Origin of the sequence: Pseudomonas sp. FP198 (assembly GCF_030687895.1) — a bacterium.
GTDB lineage: Bacteria > Pseudomonadota > Gammaproteobacteria > Pseudomonadales > Pseudomonadaceae > Aquipseudomonas.
Window position 1 is genome coordinate 4,486,378 of record NZ_CP117452.1, and the last position, 14,672, is coordinate 4,501,049.

Here is a 14,672-nt window from a genome sequence, read left to right on the forward strand (position 1 = left end):
TTTAGTGCTCTTGTGGCGAGGGAGCTTGCTCCCGCTGGGCTGCGCAGCGGCCCCAAAAGCCTGCAACCGCTGCGCAGTCGAGCGGGAGCAAGCTCCCTCGCCACGGTGTTCAGTGCAAAACGTTCTGCGTTGCAGCTTATAACCCGCCCATAAAAAAACCGGCCCATCAAGGGCCGGTTTTTTTATGCCTGAGTGCGCTTACAGCTTATCGCTGTGTTCGCCCAGGTAAGCCGCTACGCCTTCAGGCGATGCGGTCATGCCCTTGTCGCCTTTTTTCCAGTTGGCCGGGCAGACTTCGCCGTGCTCTTCGTGGAATTGCAGAGCGTCGACCAGACGGATCAGCTCTTCCATGTTACGGCCCAGCGGCAGGTCGTTGATGATCTGCGAACGGACCACGCCTTTGTCGTCGATCAGGAACGCGCCACGGAAGGCCACGCCGCCTTCGGACTCAACGTCGTAGGCCTTGGCGATTTCGTGCTTCATGTCAGCGGCCATGGTGTATTTCACCGGGCCGATGCCACCCGCGTTGATGGCGGTGTTGCGCCAGGCATTGTGGGTGAAGTGCGAGTCGATCGAAACCGCGACCACTTCAACGTTGCGCGCCTTGAAGTCGTCCATGCGGTGATCCAGTGCGATCAGCTCGGACGGGCAGACAAAAGTGAAGTCCAGCGGGTAGAAGAACACCAGGCCGTATTTGCCTTTGATGGCCGAGGACAGGGTGAAGCTGTCGACGATTTCGCCGTTGCCGAGGACGGCTGGAACGGTGAAGTCAGGGGCTTGTTTGCCTACGAGTACGCTCATTGGATATCTCCTGGTGTAGTAACGTGGAAACCGGGTCCGCGCCAGCCTGCCACCCTCAGGCGACAGCCCTGTGACACGAACCCGCTTTGCAAGGACCGACCATCATACACCGCGCGTTTGGACTGTCCTCAACGGTTTTTCGGGGATCTCGGAAATCCGCGACGTCTCATGGCCCACCGGGAAAAAACCGTTCGTCAGACCGAGGCAGCTCAAGCCAGGGACTATCAGAAACCACTTTGACAATCATTCTCGTTAACATTAAGATCCGTCTCAATTGAGTCACAACCAGCGACGGTTCTCACTTATGTATGTATGCCTCTGCACTGGCGTCACCGACGGACAGATCCGCGAAGCGATCTATGAAGGTTGCTGCAGTTATCGGGAAGTCCGCCAGGCCACCGGCGTAGCCAGCCAATGCGGTAAATGTGCCTGCCTTGCCAAGGAAGTGGTACGTGAAACCCTCGCCAAAGTGCAGACTGCCCAGGCCTCGATCCCTTATCCGGTAGAATTTACTGCCGCATAAATCCAGCTTTTTGAAGAACCGGACTCAATGTCCGGTTTTTTTATGCCGGTAAATCAAGTGCTTAGCTTCCAGACGCGGAACACAAACATTCTTATTCCGATTAATTTTCATTTATTATTCAATAACTTAGGTTTGACACTGGTAATTGCGCGGCTCAAACTCTGCCGTATACACAGCTATTACAGGGCAGGCCCTCACCATGAAAGGCGACATCACAGTCATCCAGCATCTCAACAAGATCCTCGCCAATGAGCTGGTCGCGATCAATCAATACTTCCTGCATGCGCGCATGTATGAGGATTGGGGCCTGAACAAGCTGGGCAAGCACGAGTACCACGAATCCATCGACGAGATGAAACACGCGGACAAGCTGATCAAGCGCATCCTGTTCCTCGAAGGCCTGCCGAACGTCCAGGACCTGGGCAAGCTGCACATCGGCGAACACACCCGGGAAATGCTCGAATGCGACCTGCGCATCGAACGCACCGGCCACGCCGACCTGAAAGCCGCCATCGCCCATTGCGAAACCGTCGGTGACTTCGGCAGTCGCGAGTTGCTCGAGGATATCCTCGAGTCCGAAGAAGAGCACATCGACTGGCTGGAAACCCAGTTGGGCCTGATCGACAAGATCGGTCTGGAGAACTACCTGCAATCGCAGATGGGCGAAGAATAAGCTTCCCCGACAGCGAGCCACAAAAAAGCCCCGCCCTCTTTCGAGGAGCGGGGCTTTTTGTTGCCTGGATTTCCAGGCCTACCCAACCCACAAGGTTTCCTATTCACCACAAAGCGTGTGGTGAATAGGATCCTTGTGGATCAAGCTTCAGTCTTGTTCGCCGCTGCCGCTTCTACAGCTGCCTTGATCGTGGACTGCAGCGAACCGTCCGCGGCCATCTCGGTCATGATGTCGCTGCCGCCGATCAGTTCACCGCCAACCCACAACTGTGGAAAGGTTGGCCAGTTGGCGTACTTGGGCAGGTTGGCGCGGATTTCCGGGTTCTGCAGGATGTCCACGTAAGCGAACTTCTCGCCACACGCCATCACCGCCTGAGCAGCCTTGGCCGAGAAGCCGCACTGAGGGGCATTCGGCGAGCCTTTCATGTAAAGCAGGATAGTGTTGTTGGCAATCTGGTCTTTGATCGTTTCGATGATATCCACGGAGCACCTCGGCTTGAACTTTGCGACTACAGATGTCGACACGGTGGCGCATTGTAACGGAAAGCCGAGCACCCTGCTCGGTCCGGCCCAAGGACAATTCTACGCAGCCGCCACTTTCACCGGAACCCCATTAAGCGCCGCATTGCCGGACAACTCGTCGAGCTGACATTCATCGGTCAGGTCGTTGGCGCTGGATCCAGGCTGGCCGCTGGCGATGGTCATCTGCACGCCCGGTCGGGCGTGGCCCCAGCCATGGGGAAGGCTGACCACGCCTTTCATCATGTCCAGGCTGCCTTGCACCTCCACTTCGATCACGCCCACCCGTGAACTGACCTGCACGCGCTGGCCATCGACTAAACCGCGACTGGCGAGGTCTTCAGGGTGCATCAGCAACTGATGGCGCGGCTTGCCCTTCACCAGTCGATGAAAGTTATGCATCCAGGAATTGTTGCTGCGCACATGCCGCCGGCCAATCATCAGCAACTCGTCCGATGCCGGCGCTCGCAGCGCGGCAAAGCGCGCCAGATCCGCGAGGATCACCGCCGGCGCGGCCTGCACACGGCCATTTTCGGTTTTCAAGCGCGTCGTCAGGTTGGGCTTGAGCGCACCGAGGTCGATGCCGTGGGGATGGTCGAACAGCGTCGCCAGCGACAACTTGTGTGGCGAGGCATCCCCATACCTTCCCGCGCGCAGGCCAAAATCAATCATTTGCGCGGGCGGCATGGTCGGCTTGAGTTCCTTGCCAGTCCGCGCGGCGAAGGCCTTGGCCAGGCCGACAAAAATCTCCCAATCGTGCAGCGCCCCTTCGGGTTTGGGCAGGATCGCCCGATTGAAACGGCTGACGTTACGCACGGCGAACAGGTTGAACGTGGTGTCGTAGTGATCGTTTTCCAAAGCCGAAGTCGATGGCAGGATCAGATCGGCATAACGCGTGGTCTCGTTGATGTACAAATCGATGCTGACCATGAACTCCAGCCCATCCAGCGCCTGTTCGAGCTGCCGCCCGTTGGGCGTGGACAGCACCGGGTTGCCGGCCACGGTGACCAGCGCACGAATCTGCCCGTCGCCTTCGGTAAGCATTTCCTCGGCCAAGGTCGACACGGGCAGCTCGCCGGCGTATTCGGGACGCCCGGACACCCGGCTCTGCCAACGGTTGAAATGGCCACCCGAAGTGGTCGCCACCAAGTCCACCGCCGGCTCGGTGCACAACGCCCCGCCCACCCGATCGAGGTTGCCGGTGACCAGGTTGATCACTTGGATCAGCCAGTGGCATAACGTGCCGAACGCCTGGGTGGACACGCCCATTCGTCCGTAGCACACCGCTGAAGGCGCGGCGGCAAAGTCGCGGGCCAACTGCCGGATCTGCGGCGCCGGGACCGCACAGAGGGGGCTCATCACCTCGGCGGTAAAACCTGCCACGGCCTGGCGCACCTCGTCGAGGCCGTCCACCGGCAAATGGCTGTCGCGGCTCAGACCTTCGTTGAACAGCGTATTGAGCAGGCCAAACAGCAGCGCGGCATCGCCACCAGGACGCACGAAAACATGCTGGTCGGCAATGGCCGCCGTTTCGCTGCGCCGTGGATCGACGACCACGACTTTGCCACCGCGGGCCTGGATCGCCTTGAGGCGCTTCTCCACGTCCGGCACGGTCATGATGCTGCCGTTGGAAGCCAGGGGATTACCGCCCAGGATCAGCATGAAGTCGGTATGGTCGATGTCCGGTATCGGCAGCAGCAGGCCGTGACCGTACATCAGGTGACTGGTCAGGTGATGGGGCAGTTGGTCCACCGACGTCGCCGAGAAGCGACTGCGTGTCTTCAGCAGGCCGAGAAAATAGTTGCTGTGGGTCATCAACCCATAGTTATGCACGCTGGGGTTGCCCTGGTAGACGCCCACCGCGTTCTGGCCGTGGCGCTCCTGGATTGCCGCCAGGCGTTCGGCAACCAGGGCGAAAGCGTCATCCCAGGCAATCGGCTGCCACTCGCCGCCGACCCGCTGCATGGGTTGGCGCAGCCGGTCCGGGTCATTCTGGATATCTTGCAGGGCGACGGCTTTGGGACAGATGTGCCCACGACTGAAACTGTCCAGCGGATCGCCCTTGATCGAGGTGATCGCCAGGCCTTGGCCTTCAGTTTCGGTGGTTTCGAGCGTCAGGCCACAGATGGCCTCACATAGATGGCACGCACGGTGATGAAGAGTCTTGGTCATGGCCAGTCTCTGTTTTATTCGTAGCGGGCACTTTCGGCCGCGGGAACAAAACTATGGCGCGGGATCCTCCACCGCGCCAGCGACGTTCGTCCTGTGAATCGCCGGCCATCAGGCCAACCGATTTCAGGGGTGCTCGGGAGGCGGCGCCAGCAGCTGGATTTCCTCGACGGTTTCCACTTGTTCCTGAGCGATGGGCACTCCGGTCAACTCGCCGATCAACCGCCAATGTTCGTCGAGGCCGCTGCTGATGGTAGCCATGCGGTCGATCATGCGGCGGCCGGCAGCCTTGGTCACTTCGTCTTCGCTGCGCAACAATTCGAATGACATGGAGGTCACCGAAGCGGTCAGGTGCGTCAGGGAGCGTGCCGTCAGCCCCAGCAGTTCCATCAGTTGTTGCTCTTTCGAATCCATTTCGGGGCTCCTGCGTCTAGGGGTTCATTTATAACCCAGGCCCTTGCATTAGGAAATCTCACATCCGATGACAGACACACGAAATCAATTGCACGCTGGCCAATAAAACTCCGTTTGTCCTCCGGCCCCGTCCGGCTTGTTTGCCAAGCGCCGCGACGCCAGTGTACAAATGGGGTCGCTGCTGTCAGGAAACCGGCTTCAAACATGTCATCGCAGTCCTGCCATGACCTCGTTGAAATCCCCTAAAACCGTAGCCCTATTGGTAAGACGCGACATTTAATGTCAATATCGCGCCTTCCCCTAATTTCGTCGCCCCGTGCGGCTTTTGCCGCAGGTCTCGCCCGTTTTTCCATTAAACAAGGCTTTGAGCATCTGCGGTCAGTTACAAAAAAGGTAGTCAATCATGAGCGCAAGGCACTTTCTCTCCCTGATGGATTTCACGCCCGAAGAGTTGCTCGGCGTGATCCGTCGAGGCGTGGAGCTCAAGGACCTGCGTAAGCGCGGCGTACTATTCGAGCCCTTGAAAAACCGTGTGCTGGGGATGATCTTCGAGAAATCCTCCACGCGCACGCGCATTTCTTTCGAAGCCGGCATGATCCAGCTCGGCGGCCAGGCGATTTTCCTGTCGCCCCGTGACACCCAGCTGGGCCGTGGCGAACCCATTGGCGATTGCGCCATCGTCATGTCGAGCATGCTCGATGCGGTGATGATCCGGACCTTTGCCCACAGCACGCTGACCCAGTTCGCGGCGCATTCGCGCGTGCCGGTGATCAATGGCCTGTCCGACGACCTGCACCCGTGCCAGTTGCTCGCCGACATGCAGACTTTCCTCGAACATCGCGGCCCGATCCAAGGCAAGACCGTGGCCTGGATCGGCGATGGCAACAACATGTGCAACAGCTATATAGAAGCGGCGATCCAGTTCGACTTCCAGTTGCGCATCGCCTGCCCTGAAGGCTACGAACCTAACCCGCAATTCGTCGCCAGGGCCGGCGACCGGGTGACAATCCTGCGCGATCCGAAACAGGCCGTTGCCGGCGCGCACCTGGTGAGCACCGACGTCTGGACGTCCATGGGCCAGGAAGAAGAAACCGCCAAGCGCCTGGAGCTGTTTGCGCCCTTCCAGGTCAATCGGGCACTGCTCGACCTGGCGGATGCCGAGGTGCTGTTCATGCATTGCCTGCCAGCCCACCGTGGCGAAGAAATCAGCCTCGACCTGCTCGACGATCCCCGCTCGGTGGCGTGGGACCAGGCAGAAAACCGTCTCCATGCACAGAAGGCCCTGCTTGAATTCCTCGTCGAGCCGGCGTACCACCACGCATGAGTGCTCCATTGTTATTGAATCTGCACAATCTGGCCTGCGGTTATCAGGACCAGCGGGTCGTCCAGAACCTCAACCTGCACCTCAATGCCGGTGACATCGGTTGTCTGCTCGGCTCGTCCGGGTGTGGCAAGACCACCACCCTGCGGGCCATCGCCGGTTTCGAACCGGTGCATGAAGGCGAGATCCAGTTGGCTGGGGAAACCATTTCCCGCGCGGGGTTTACCCTCGCCCCGGAAAAACGCCGCATCGGCATGGTGTTCCAGGACTACGCGTTGTTCCCGCATTTGAGCGTCGCCGAAAATATCGCGTTCGGCATCCGCAAACATCCGGACAAGGATCGCGTGGTCGAAGAACTGTTGGAGCTGGTCAACCTGAAAAGCCTGGGCAAGCGCTTTCCCCACGAGCTTTCGGGAGGCCAGCAACAGCGCGTGGCGCTGGCCCGCGCACTGGCACCGGAACCCCAACTGCTGTTACTCGACGAGCCATTCTCCAACCTCGACGGCGAGCTGCGACGCAAGCTCAGCCATGAGGTGCGGGACATTCTCAAGGCCCGCGGCACCAGCGCGATCCTGGTCACCCATGACCAGGAAGAAGCCTTTGCGGTGAGTGACCATGTCGGCGTGTTCAGAGAGGGTCGCCTGGAACAGTGGGATACGCCCTACAACCTGTATCACGAACCCCTGACGCCCTATGTCGCCAGTTTCATCGGCCAGGGTTACTTCATACGCGGTCAGCTCAACAGCCCGGAATCGGTGCAGACCGAACTGGGCGTGCTGCGCGGCAACCGGGCGTACACCTGGCCCATCGGCAGTGCCGTAGACGTCCTGCTGCGCCCGGATGACATCGTCCACGCGCCGGACAGTCCGCTCAGGGCGACTATCGTTGGCAAGACGTTCCTCGGTGCTTCAACCCTGTATCGCCTGCAACTGCCGACCGGCGCACAACTGGAATCGATTTTCCCAAGCCATGCCGACCATCAGGTCGGTGCTACCGTCGGTATCCGCGTGGCGGCCGAGCACCTGGTGCTGTTCCAGGCGTCGGGCAGCACGGCGGCGCATTTGCCACTTGGGGAAAGTGGTGTGCGGCGGTATGGCACCGCCAGCTAAGATTGAAAGAACAATACCTGTGGGAGCGAGCTTGCTCGCGATGGCGGTGGCACAGTCAGCATTGATGCAAGCTGAAGCACCGCTATCGCGAGCGAGCTCGCTCCCACAATTTATAACATTGGATTCAGTTGGCTTACCCAAGCACTAGCGTACCGCTAGCCACCAACGTCGCATCCCCGCCAATCTTCACCCGCTCACCCTCCAATCGGCAGAACAGTGCCCCGCCCCTCGCTGAGCATTGGTAAGCCGTCAGGCCGTGTTTGTTCAGGCGTCTGGACCAGTATGGAATCAGGCTGCAATGGGTCGATCCGGTTACCGGATCCTCGTTGATGCCGATCGCCGGGGCAAAATAGCGCGAGACAAAATCGTGCTTGCTTCCCGGTGCGGTAACGATCGCGCCCGGCCACGGCAGCTTCGCCAAGGCCGCCATGTCCGGCTTGCAATCGAGCACTGCCTGCTCCGACTCCAGCACCACGAACAATTCGTTGCAACTGAGCACATCCACCGCCTCTACACCCAAGGCGCTCTGGACCGCCAGCGACGCGCCCAACTCAGTCGGCACGATGGCCGGGAAATCCAACCACAACCGATCGCCTTCACGAGTGACACTCAACGCTCCGGACTTGCAGATGAAGTCGAGTCGCTCGGCCGGTTCGTGGTAGACCTCGAACAGTACATGGGCGCTGGCCAATGTCGCATGCCCGCACAGCGGCACTTCGGTGGTGGGCGTGAACCAGCGAATATGCCAACGCTGATTCTCACGCACCAGAAAAGCGGTCTCGGCCAGGTTGTGTTCGGCGGCAACTTTCTGCATCAGCTCATCGGCGAGCCAGGCATCGAGCCGATAGACCATCGCCGGGTTACCGCCAAACGGCCGGTCACTGAATGCATCGACTTGATGAAACGCGAGCTGCATGGCACTTCTCCTTTTTTATGGATGCGCGAGCATGAGCTGCCCGGACATCGTTTAGCCAGTGACAGATCAGCAGAATTTTCACCCTACAGCGCACATGAAATCTGACGCCCGATCGATCTTGAAGATTCAAATCATTCTGGCGAGGGAGCCTGTTCCCGCTTGGGCGCGTAGCGGCCACCAACAGACTCAGGCACGCCCGATATCAGCAAAGATCGCTCCGGTATGCTCCGCCAGTACCGCAGGCGCCAGTTCCACTTCCAGCCCGCGCCTCCCCGCGCTGACGAACATGCTGGCCAACGGCTGCGCAGAATTGTCGATAAATGTGCGAAGACGCTTTTTCTGACCCAGCGGGCTGATCCCGCCGAGCAAATAGCCGGTCGAACGCTGCGCGGCGGCCGGATCGGCCATCTCGACTTTTTTCACTCCGGCCGCATGAGCCAGGCCTTTCAGATCCAGGCTCCCGGCCACCGGCACCACGGCCACCAGCAACTCGCCTTTTTCGCTGGCCGCCAGCAGGGTCTTGAACACCTGCGCCGGGTCCAGACCGAGTTTTTCAGCCGCCTCCAGCCCATAGGAGGCAGCCTTCGGGTCATGTTCGTAACTGTGGATGCGGTGTTCGGCGCGCACTTTTTTAAGCAGGTCCAATGCGGGGGTCATGACGGCTCCTGACCAGGAAAAAGCAAAAAGAGTGGCGCGGATTCTAAGCCATCGGCAATGAAAAGGCGTCGTGAGCCTGCTGGGATGATCTCCTTGCAGGGTGCACGGCGGGACATTCACGTGACGAATAATCCAAATGTGACCGACGGTTCACTTTCGACCTTTGACACCAGCGTTTCTTGTCTATATTTTTTCGAAACTGAAAGCAGATTTACCTGTCTCAAACAGCACCCGAGACTTGGATGGGGATCCTGGTCTCGGCGAAGAACGCGTCTTCAACGTTTATCGAAGGCGCCAGACAAGAACAAAAACACCGAGGTTTGCATGACTACCGCTTTACAACAGCCCACCCTTTCCAGCCAATGCCTGGCCGAATTCCTCGGCACCGCCCTGCTGATTTTTTTCGGCACCGGTTGCGTCGCGGCGCTCAAGGTCGCGGGTGCGAGTTTCGGGTTGTGGGAAATCAGCATCATCTGGGGTGTCGGCGTCAGTATGGCCATCTACCTCAGCGCGGGTATTTCCGGCGCCCACCTCAACCCCGCCGTCAGCATAGCCCTGTGTATTTTTACCGATTTCGAAAAACGCAAGCTGCCCTTCTATATTGTCTGCCAAGTGGCGGGGGCATTCTGTGGCGCGCTCTTGGTCTACACGCTGTACAGCAATCTTTTCTTCGATTTCGAACAGTCCCGGCAGATGATTCGTGGCACCCAAGCCAGCCTCGAACTGGCTTCGGTATTCTCCACCTATCCGCACCCGGCGCTCTCCACCGGCCAGGCCTTCCTGGTGGAGGTGATCATCACGGCAATCCTGATGGGCGTGATCATGTCCCTGACCGACGACAACAATGGCCTTCCTCGTGGCGCGCTTGCGCCGCTGCTGATCGGCCTTCTGATCGCCGTGATCGGCAGCTCGATGGGGCCGTTGACAGGCTTCGCGATGAACCCGGCGCGGGACTTCGGTCCAAAATTGATGACTTTCTTCGCTGGCTGGGGTGAAATTTCCCTCACGGGCGGGCGTGACATCCCTTACTTCCTGGTTCCGATTTTCGCGCCGATAGTGGGTGCGTGCCTGGGCGCTGCCGCGTATCGCGGATTGATTGCCCGACACCTGCCGGGTGCCAAGGCTGCTACAAAGGATGCAGATCCGGCCATTGACGGCAAGCCAAGAACTTCCTGAAACAATGGGCGCATGCCGCTGCCCTTCAAGCATGCGCCATGGCTTCATCCCAAACACACGTCCCAAGGCAATCGACATGACTGACTCAGAGAACAAAAACTACATCATTGCCCTCGACCAGGGTACGACCAGCTCACGCGCCATTATTTTCGACCGTGACGCCAACGTGGTCTGCACCGCCCAACGGGAATTCGTCCAGCACTATCCGCAACCGGGCTGGGTCGAGCATGACCCCATGGAAATCTTTGCCACGCAAAGCGCGGTGATGGTGGAAGCCTTGGCTCAAGCGGGTTTGCATCACGACCAGGTCGCCGCAATCGGCATCACCAACCAGCGCGAAACCACCGTAGTCTGGGACAAGTCCACCGGTCGCCCCATCTATAACGCGGTCGTCTGGCAATGCCGACGCAGCACCGAAATCTGCCAGCAACTCAAGCGCGATGGCCACGAGCAGTACATCAGTGAAGCCACTGGCCTGGTGACCGACCCCTACTTTTCCGGTACCAAGCTCAAGTGGATCCTCGACAACGTCGAAGGCAGCCGCGAGCGCGCGCGCAACGGTGAATTGCTGTTCGGTACCGTGGACAGCTGGTTGATCTGGAAATTTACCGGCGGCAAGGTCCACGTCACCGACTACACCAACGCCTCTCGCACCATGCTCTTCAACATCCACACGCTGGAGTGGGACGCGAAGATGCTCGACATCCTCAACATCCCTCGCGAGATGCTGCCGGAAGTCAAATCTTCCTCAGAAATCTACGGTCGGACCAAAAGCGGCATCGCTATTGGCGGCATCGCCGGCGACCAGCAGGCCGCCCTCTTCGGCCAGATGTGCGTGGAACCGGGCCAGGCGAAAAATACCTATGGCACCGGCTGCTTCCTGCTGATGAACACCGGTAACAAAGCCGTCAAATCCAACCACGGCATGCTGACCACCATCGCCTGCGGCCCTCGCGGCGAAGTGGCCTACGCCCTGGAAGGCGCCGTGTTCAACGGTGGCTCTACCGTCCAGTGGCTGCGCGATGAACTGAAAATCATCAACGACGCCCTCGACACCGAATACTTCGCCAACAAGGTCAAGGACAGCAACGGCGTTTACCTGGTGCCAGCCTTCACCGGCCTCGGCGCACCATACTGGGACCCCTACGCCCGTGGCGCGCTGTTCGGCCTGACCCGTGGCGTGCGGGTCGATCACATCATCCGGGCCGCGCTGGAATCCATCGCCTACCAGACCCGCGACGTACTCGACGCCATGCAACAGGATGCCGGCGAACGCCTCAAGTCCTTGCGCGTGGACGGTGGCGCCGTGGCCAACAATTTCCTCATGCAATTTCAGGCCGACATTCTTGGCACGCAGGTCGAACGCCCGAAAATGCGCGAAACCACCGCCCTCGGCGCGGCGTACCTGGCGGGCCTGGCATGCGGTTTCTGGGGCAGCCTGGAAGAGTTGCGTGGCAAAGCGGTCATCGAGCGCGAGTTCGAACCGCAGCTGGATGAGCAAGCCAAGGAAAAACTCTACGCGGGATGGAAAAAAGCCGTCAGCCGCACGCGCGATTGGGAGCCCCACGAAGACGCTGAATGACTGTTGAACCGGGGACGATGAGGATCTGAAACTGGTCGGGAAAGGATTCCTGCGGCATCATGGGCAAATTTTGTACGGCAGCCCAAAGGAAGCCCCATGAATCTGCCTCCCCGCCAGCAGCAAATCCTTGAACTGGTCCGCGAACGCGGCTATGTCAGCATCGAGGAAATGGCGCAGCTATTCGTCGTCACCCCGCAGACCATCCGCCGCGACATCAATCAACTGGCGGAAGTGAACCTGCTCCGCCGCTACCACGGTGGCGCCGCTTACGATTCCAGCGTGGAAAACACCGCCTACGCCATGCGCGCCGATCAGATGCGCGATGAGAAGCAACGCATTGCCGAAGCGATCGCTGCGCAGATTCCCGACCACGCCTCGCTGTTCATCAATATCGGTACCACCACCGAATCCATCGCCCGGGCGCTGCTCAACCACAACCATCTGAAAGTCATCACCAACAACCTGCACGTGGCGTCGATCCTCAGTGCCAAGGATGATTTCGAAGTCCTGATCGCCGGTGGCAACGTGCGCCGTGACGGCGGTGTGGTCGGTCAGGCCAGCGTCGATTTCATCAATCAGTTCAAAGTCGACTTCGCCCTGGTGGGCATCAGCGGGATCGACGAGGACGGCAGCCTGCTGGACTTTGACTACCAGGAGGTCCGGGTCTCCCAAGCCATCATCGCCAACGCCCGGCAGGTATTGCTGGCGGCGGATTCCAGCAAGTTCGGGCGCAACGCCATGGTCCGCCTGGGCCCGATCAGCCTGATCGATTGCCTGGTGACCGACCAGCAACCGGTGCCGGCCCTGGCGCAACTATTGACCCAGCACAAGATTCGGCTGGAGGTGGTCTGACTTCCCCCCGGTCCCCCGTGGCGAGGGAGCTTGCTCCCGCTCGGCGGCGTAGCCGTCGTTAAACCAACTGAACGCGGCTCGCCTGAAGAAACGCGCCGGCCTGCTTGGGATGGCTTCGCCATCCAGCGGAAGCAAGCTCCCTCGCCACAAAAGCCTCCCCAACTCCTTTTTGTTCGAAAGTTTTCCTTTCAGCGTACTTCGATCAGTATTTTCAATCGGATTCGACTGGCTGTTGCTGTGCTTATGGGCTAGTATTTTCGCAAATGAACATTTATGTTCGAATTCAAATATTTCGAAAAAAGAACCCGAGGCCAGCCGATGCCCAATTCCACCTTGCCTATGCCCCCTCTCGCTGAAATCTATGACGTCGCCGTCATCGGTGGCGGTATCAATGGTGTAGGGATCGCCGCGGATGCTGCTGGTCGCGGTCTTTCGGTGTTCCTTTGCGAAAAGGACGATTTGGCCAGCCACACCTCTTCGGCCAGCAGCAAGCTGATCCATGGCGGCCTGCGTTATCTCGAACATTACGAATTCCGCTTGGTGCGTGAAGCACTCGCCGAGCGCGAAGTGCTGCTGACCAAGGCTCCGCATATCGTCAAGCAGATGCGCTTCGTGTTGCCCCATCGCCCGCACCTGCGTCCGGCCTGGATGATCCGCGCCGGCCTGTTCCTTTATGATCACCTGGGCAAGCGCGAGCAGCTCGCCGGCTCCCGGAGTCTGAAATTCGGCGCCGACAGCGCATTGAAAAGCGAGATCACCAAAGGCTTCGAATACTCCGATTGCTGGGTCGATGACGCCCGGCTGGTGGTACTCAATGCCATGGCCGCGCGAGAAAAAGGCGCGCATATCCACACCCGCACCCGTTGCGTCAGTGCTCGGCGCAGCAAAGGCCTGTGGCAACTGAACCTGGAACGTGCCGACGGCAGCCTGTTTTCAATCCAGGCCAAATCGCTGGTGAACGCCGCCGGCCCATGGGTCGCCAAGTTCATTCGTGATGACCTGAAGATGGAATCGCCCTACGGCATCCGCCTGATCCAGGGCAGCCACCTGATCGTGCCAAAACTCTACGAAGGCGAGCATGCGCACATTCTTCAAAACGAAGACCAGCGCATCGTCTTCACCATCCCATATCTGAATCAATTCACCCTGATAGGCACGACCGACCGCGAATACACCGGCGATCCGGCCAAGGTGGCAATTACCGAGGGTGAAACGGACTACCTGCTGAAAGTCGTCAATGCGCACTTCAAGAAGCAGATCAGCCGCGACGACATTCTGCACAGCTATTCCGGGGTCCGGCCTTTGTGCAACGACGAATCCGACAACCCTTCCGCCGTGACCCGGGACTACACCCTGGCGCTGTCGGGTGGTGGCCAGGAAGCTCCGTTGTTATCAGTGTTCGGCGGCAAACTCACTACGTACCGCAAGCTTGCCGAGTCGGCGATGGCCCAGCTGGCTCCGTATTTCACCCAGATGCGCCCGAGCTGGACGGCCCTTGAGACCTTGCCCGGCGGCGAGAACATGACCACGCCACAGGCCTTGTGCTCGGCAATCCGCGACAAGTTCGACTGGCTGCCCACCGATATCGCCCGCCGCTGGGCCACCACCTATGGCAGCCGCACCTGGCGCATGCTCGAAGGCGTGCACAGCCTTGCCGACCTGGGCGAGCACATCGGCGCGGGCCTTTATACCCGGGAGGTCGACTATCTGTGCAGCGACGAGTGGGCCATCGACGCCGAGGATATTCTCTGGCGTCGCAGCAAGCTGGGCTTGTTCACAACCGCCGCTGAACGGGAAAAGCTTCGCACGTATCTGGACAAGGTCGAACACAACCGGCGCAAGATCGAAGCGGCCTGAGCGATATCCCGCTAGCTAAACGTAAAGCCCCTGAATTTCAGGGGCTTTTTGCTATCCGGCATCCGCCACGGATCTCCTGTGGGAGCGAGCCTGCTCGCGAAGAG

The 14,672-nt window shown here is 59.5% G+C and carries 14 protein-coding genes; 8 read left to right on the forward strand and 6 right to left on the reverse strand.

Annotation, left to right across the window (positions count from 1 at the left end; translation table 11 throughout):
* Nucleotides 1-198: 198 nt before the first annotated feature.
* The gene (locus PSH78_RS20460) at nt 199-801 is read right to left on the reverse strand and encodes a peroxiredoxin (protein ID WP_039591751.1); all 603 of its coding nucleotides are present in this window, start codon (nt 799-801) and stop codon (nt 199-201) included.
* Between the two features lie 304 nt (nt 802-1,105).
* On the opposite strand from PSH78_RS20460, the gene PSH78_RS20465 reads away from it, so the two are divergent.
* Together PSH78_RS20465 and bfr are read left to right on the forward strand one after the other, a co-directional pair.
* Nucleotides 1,106-1,324, forward strand: coding sequence for a bacterioferritin-associated ferredoxin (locus PSH78_RS20465; RefSeq protein WP_003178704.1), 219 nt, complete (start codon nt 1,106-1,108; stop codon nt 1,322-1,324).
* A gap of 199 nt (nt 1,325-1,523) precedes the next feature.
* Nucleotides 1,524-1,997 carry a bacterioferritin gene (gene bfr, locus PSH78_RS20470; RefSeq protein WP_186635709.1) on the forward strand — a complete coding sequence of 158 codons (474 nt, stop codon included), beginning with the start codon at nt 1,524-1,526 and terminating at the stop codon, nt 1,995-1,997.
* 140 nt (nt 1,998-2,137) lie between these two features.
* On the opposite strand, the gene grxD is transcribed toward bfr, so the two are convergent.
* The 3 genes from grxD to PSH78_RS20485 form a co-directional block, all read right to left on the reverse strand.
* A complete protein-coding gene (grxD, locus tag PSH78_RS20475) occupies nt 2,138-2,479 on the reverse strand; it encodes a Grx4 family monothiol glutaredoxin (RefSeq protein ID WP_305496358.1) in 342 nt (113 codons plus the stop codon).
* 99 nt (nt 2,480-2,578) lie between these two features.
* Nucleotides 2,579-4,687: a molybdopterin oxidoreductase family protein gene (locus PSH78_RS20480; protein ID WP_305496359.1), complete on the reverse strand. Its 2,109-nt coding sequence runs from the start codon at nt 4,685-4,687 to the stop codon at nt 2,579-2,581.
* 123 nt (nt 4,688-4,810) lie between these two features.
* Nucleotides 4,811-5,098 (reverse strand): hypothetical protein, encoded by a 288-nt coding sequence (locus PSH78_RS20485; RefSeq protein ID WP_305496360.1) that lies wholly within the window; start codon nt 5,096-5,098, stop codon nt 4,811-4,813.
* Between the two features lie 403 nt (nt 5,099-5,501).
* Here PSH78_RS20485 and argF point away from each other — a divergent pair, with 403 nt between their 5' ends.
* Together argF and PSH78_RS20495 are read left to right on the forward strand one after the other, a co-directional pair.
* A complete protein-coding gene (gene argF / locus PSH78_RS20490; protein ID WP_305496361.1) occupies nt 5,502-6,422 on the forward strand; it encodes an ornithine carbamoyltransferase in 921 nt (306 codons plus the stop codon).
* Complete coding sequence (locus PSH78_RS20495) at nt 6,419-7,528, forward strand: ABC transporter ATP-binding protein (protein ID WP_305496362.1); 1,110 nt, start codon at nt 6,419-6,421, stop codon at nt 7,526-7,528. The genes argF and PSH78_RS20495 overlap by 4 nt, the downstream gene beginning before the upstream one ends.
* 133 nt (nt 7,529-7,661) lie before the next feature.
* Here PSH78_RS20495 and PSH78_RS20500 read toward each other — a convergent pair whose 3' ends face one another.
* Both PSH78_RS20500 and ybaK read right to left on the reverse strand, forming a co-directional pair.
* Entirely contained in the window at nt 7,662-8,444 is a 783-nt protein-coding gene (locus tag PSH78_RS20500; protein WP_305496363.1) for a PhzF family phenazine biosynthesis protein, read from the reverse strand.
* 186 nt (nt 8,445-8,630) lie between these two features.
* Nucleotides 8,631-9,101, reverse strand: a complete 471-nt coding sequence (gene ybaK, locus PSH78_RS20505) for a Cys-tRNA(Pro) deacylase (RefSeq protein ID WP_305496364.1) — start codon at nt 9,099-9,101, stop codon at nt 8,631-8,633.
* A gap of 324 nt (nt 9,102-9,425) precedes the next feature.
* Between ybaK and PSH78_RS20510 the strand changes: the two genes are divergently transcribed.
* From PSH78_RS20510 to glpD, 4 genes are all read left to right on the forward strand, one after another.
* Nucleotides 9,426-10,277 (forward strand): MIP/aquaporin family protein, encoded by an 852-nt coding sequence (locus PSH78_RS20510; RefSeq protein ID WP_305501334.1) that lies wholly within the window; start codon nt 9,426-9,428, stop codon nt 10,275-10,277.
* A gap of 76 nt (nt 10,278-10,353) precedes the next feature.
* On the forward strand, nt 10,354-11,859 hold the full coding sequence (glpK, locus tag PSH78_RS20515; RefSeq protein WP_305496365.1) for a glycerol kinase GlpK: 1,506 nt from the start codon (nt 10,354-10,356) through the stop codon (nt 11,857-11,859).
* Between the two features lie 96 nt (nt 11,860-11,955).
* Nucleotides 11,956-12,711, forward strand: a complete 756-nt coding sequence (locus PSH78_RS20520) for a DeoR/GlpR family transcriptional regulator (RefSeq protein WP_305496366.1) — start codon at nt 11,956-11,958, stop codon at nt 12,709-12,711.
* Nucleotides 12,712-13,029: 318 nt separating this feature from the next.
* Nucleotides 13,030-14,568, forward strand: coding sequence for a glycerol-3-phosphate dehydrogenase (glpD, locus tag PSH78_RS20525; protein ID WP_305501336.1), 1,539 nt, complete (start codon nt 13,030-13,032; stop codon nt 14,566-14,568).
* Nucleotides 14,569-14,672 lie beyond the last annotated feature (104 nt).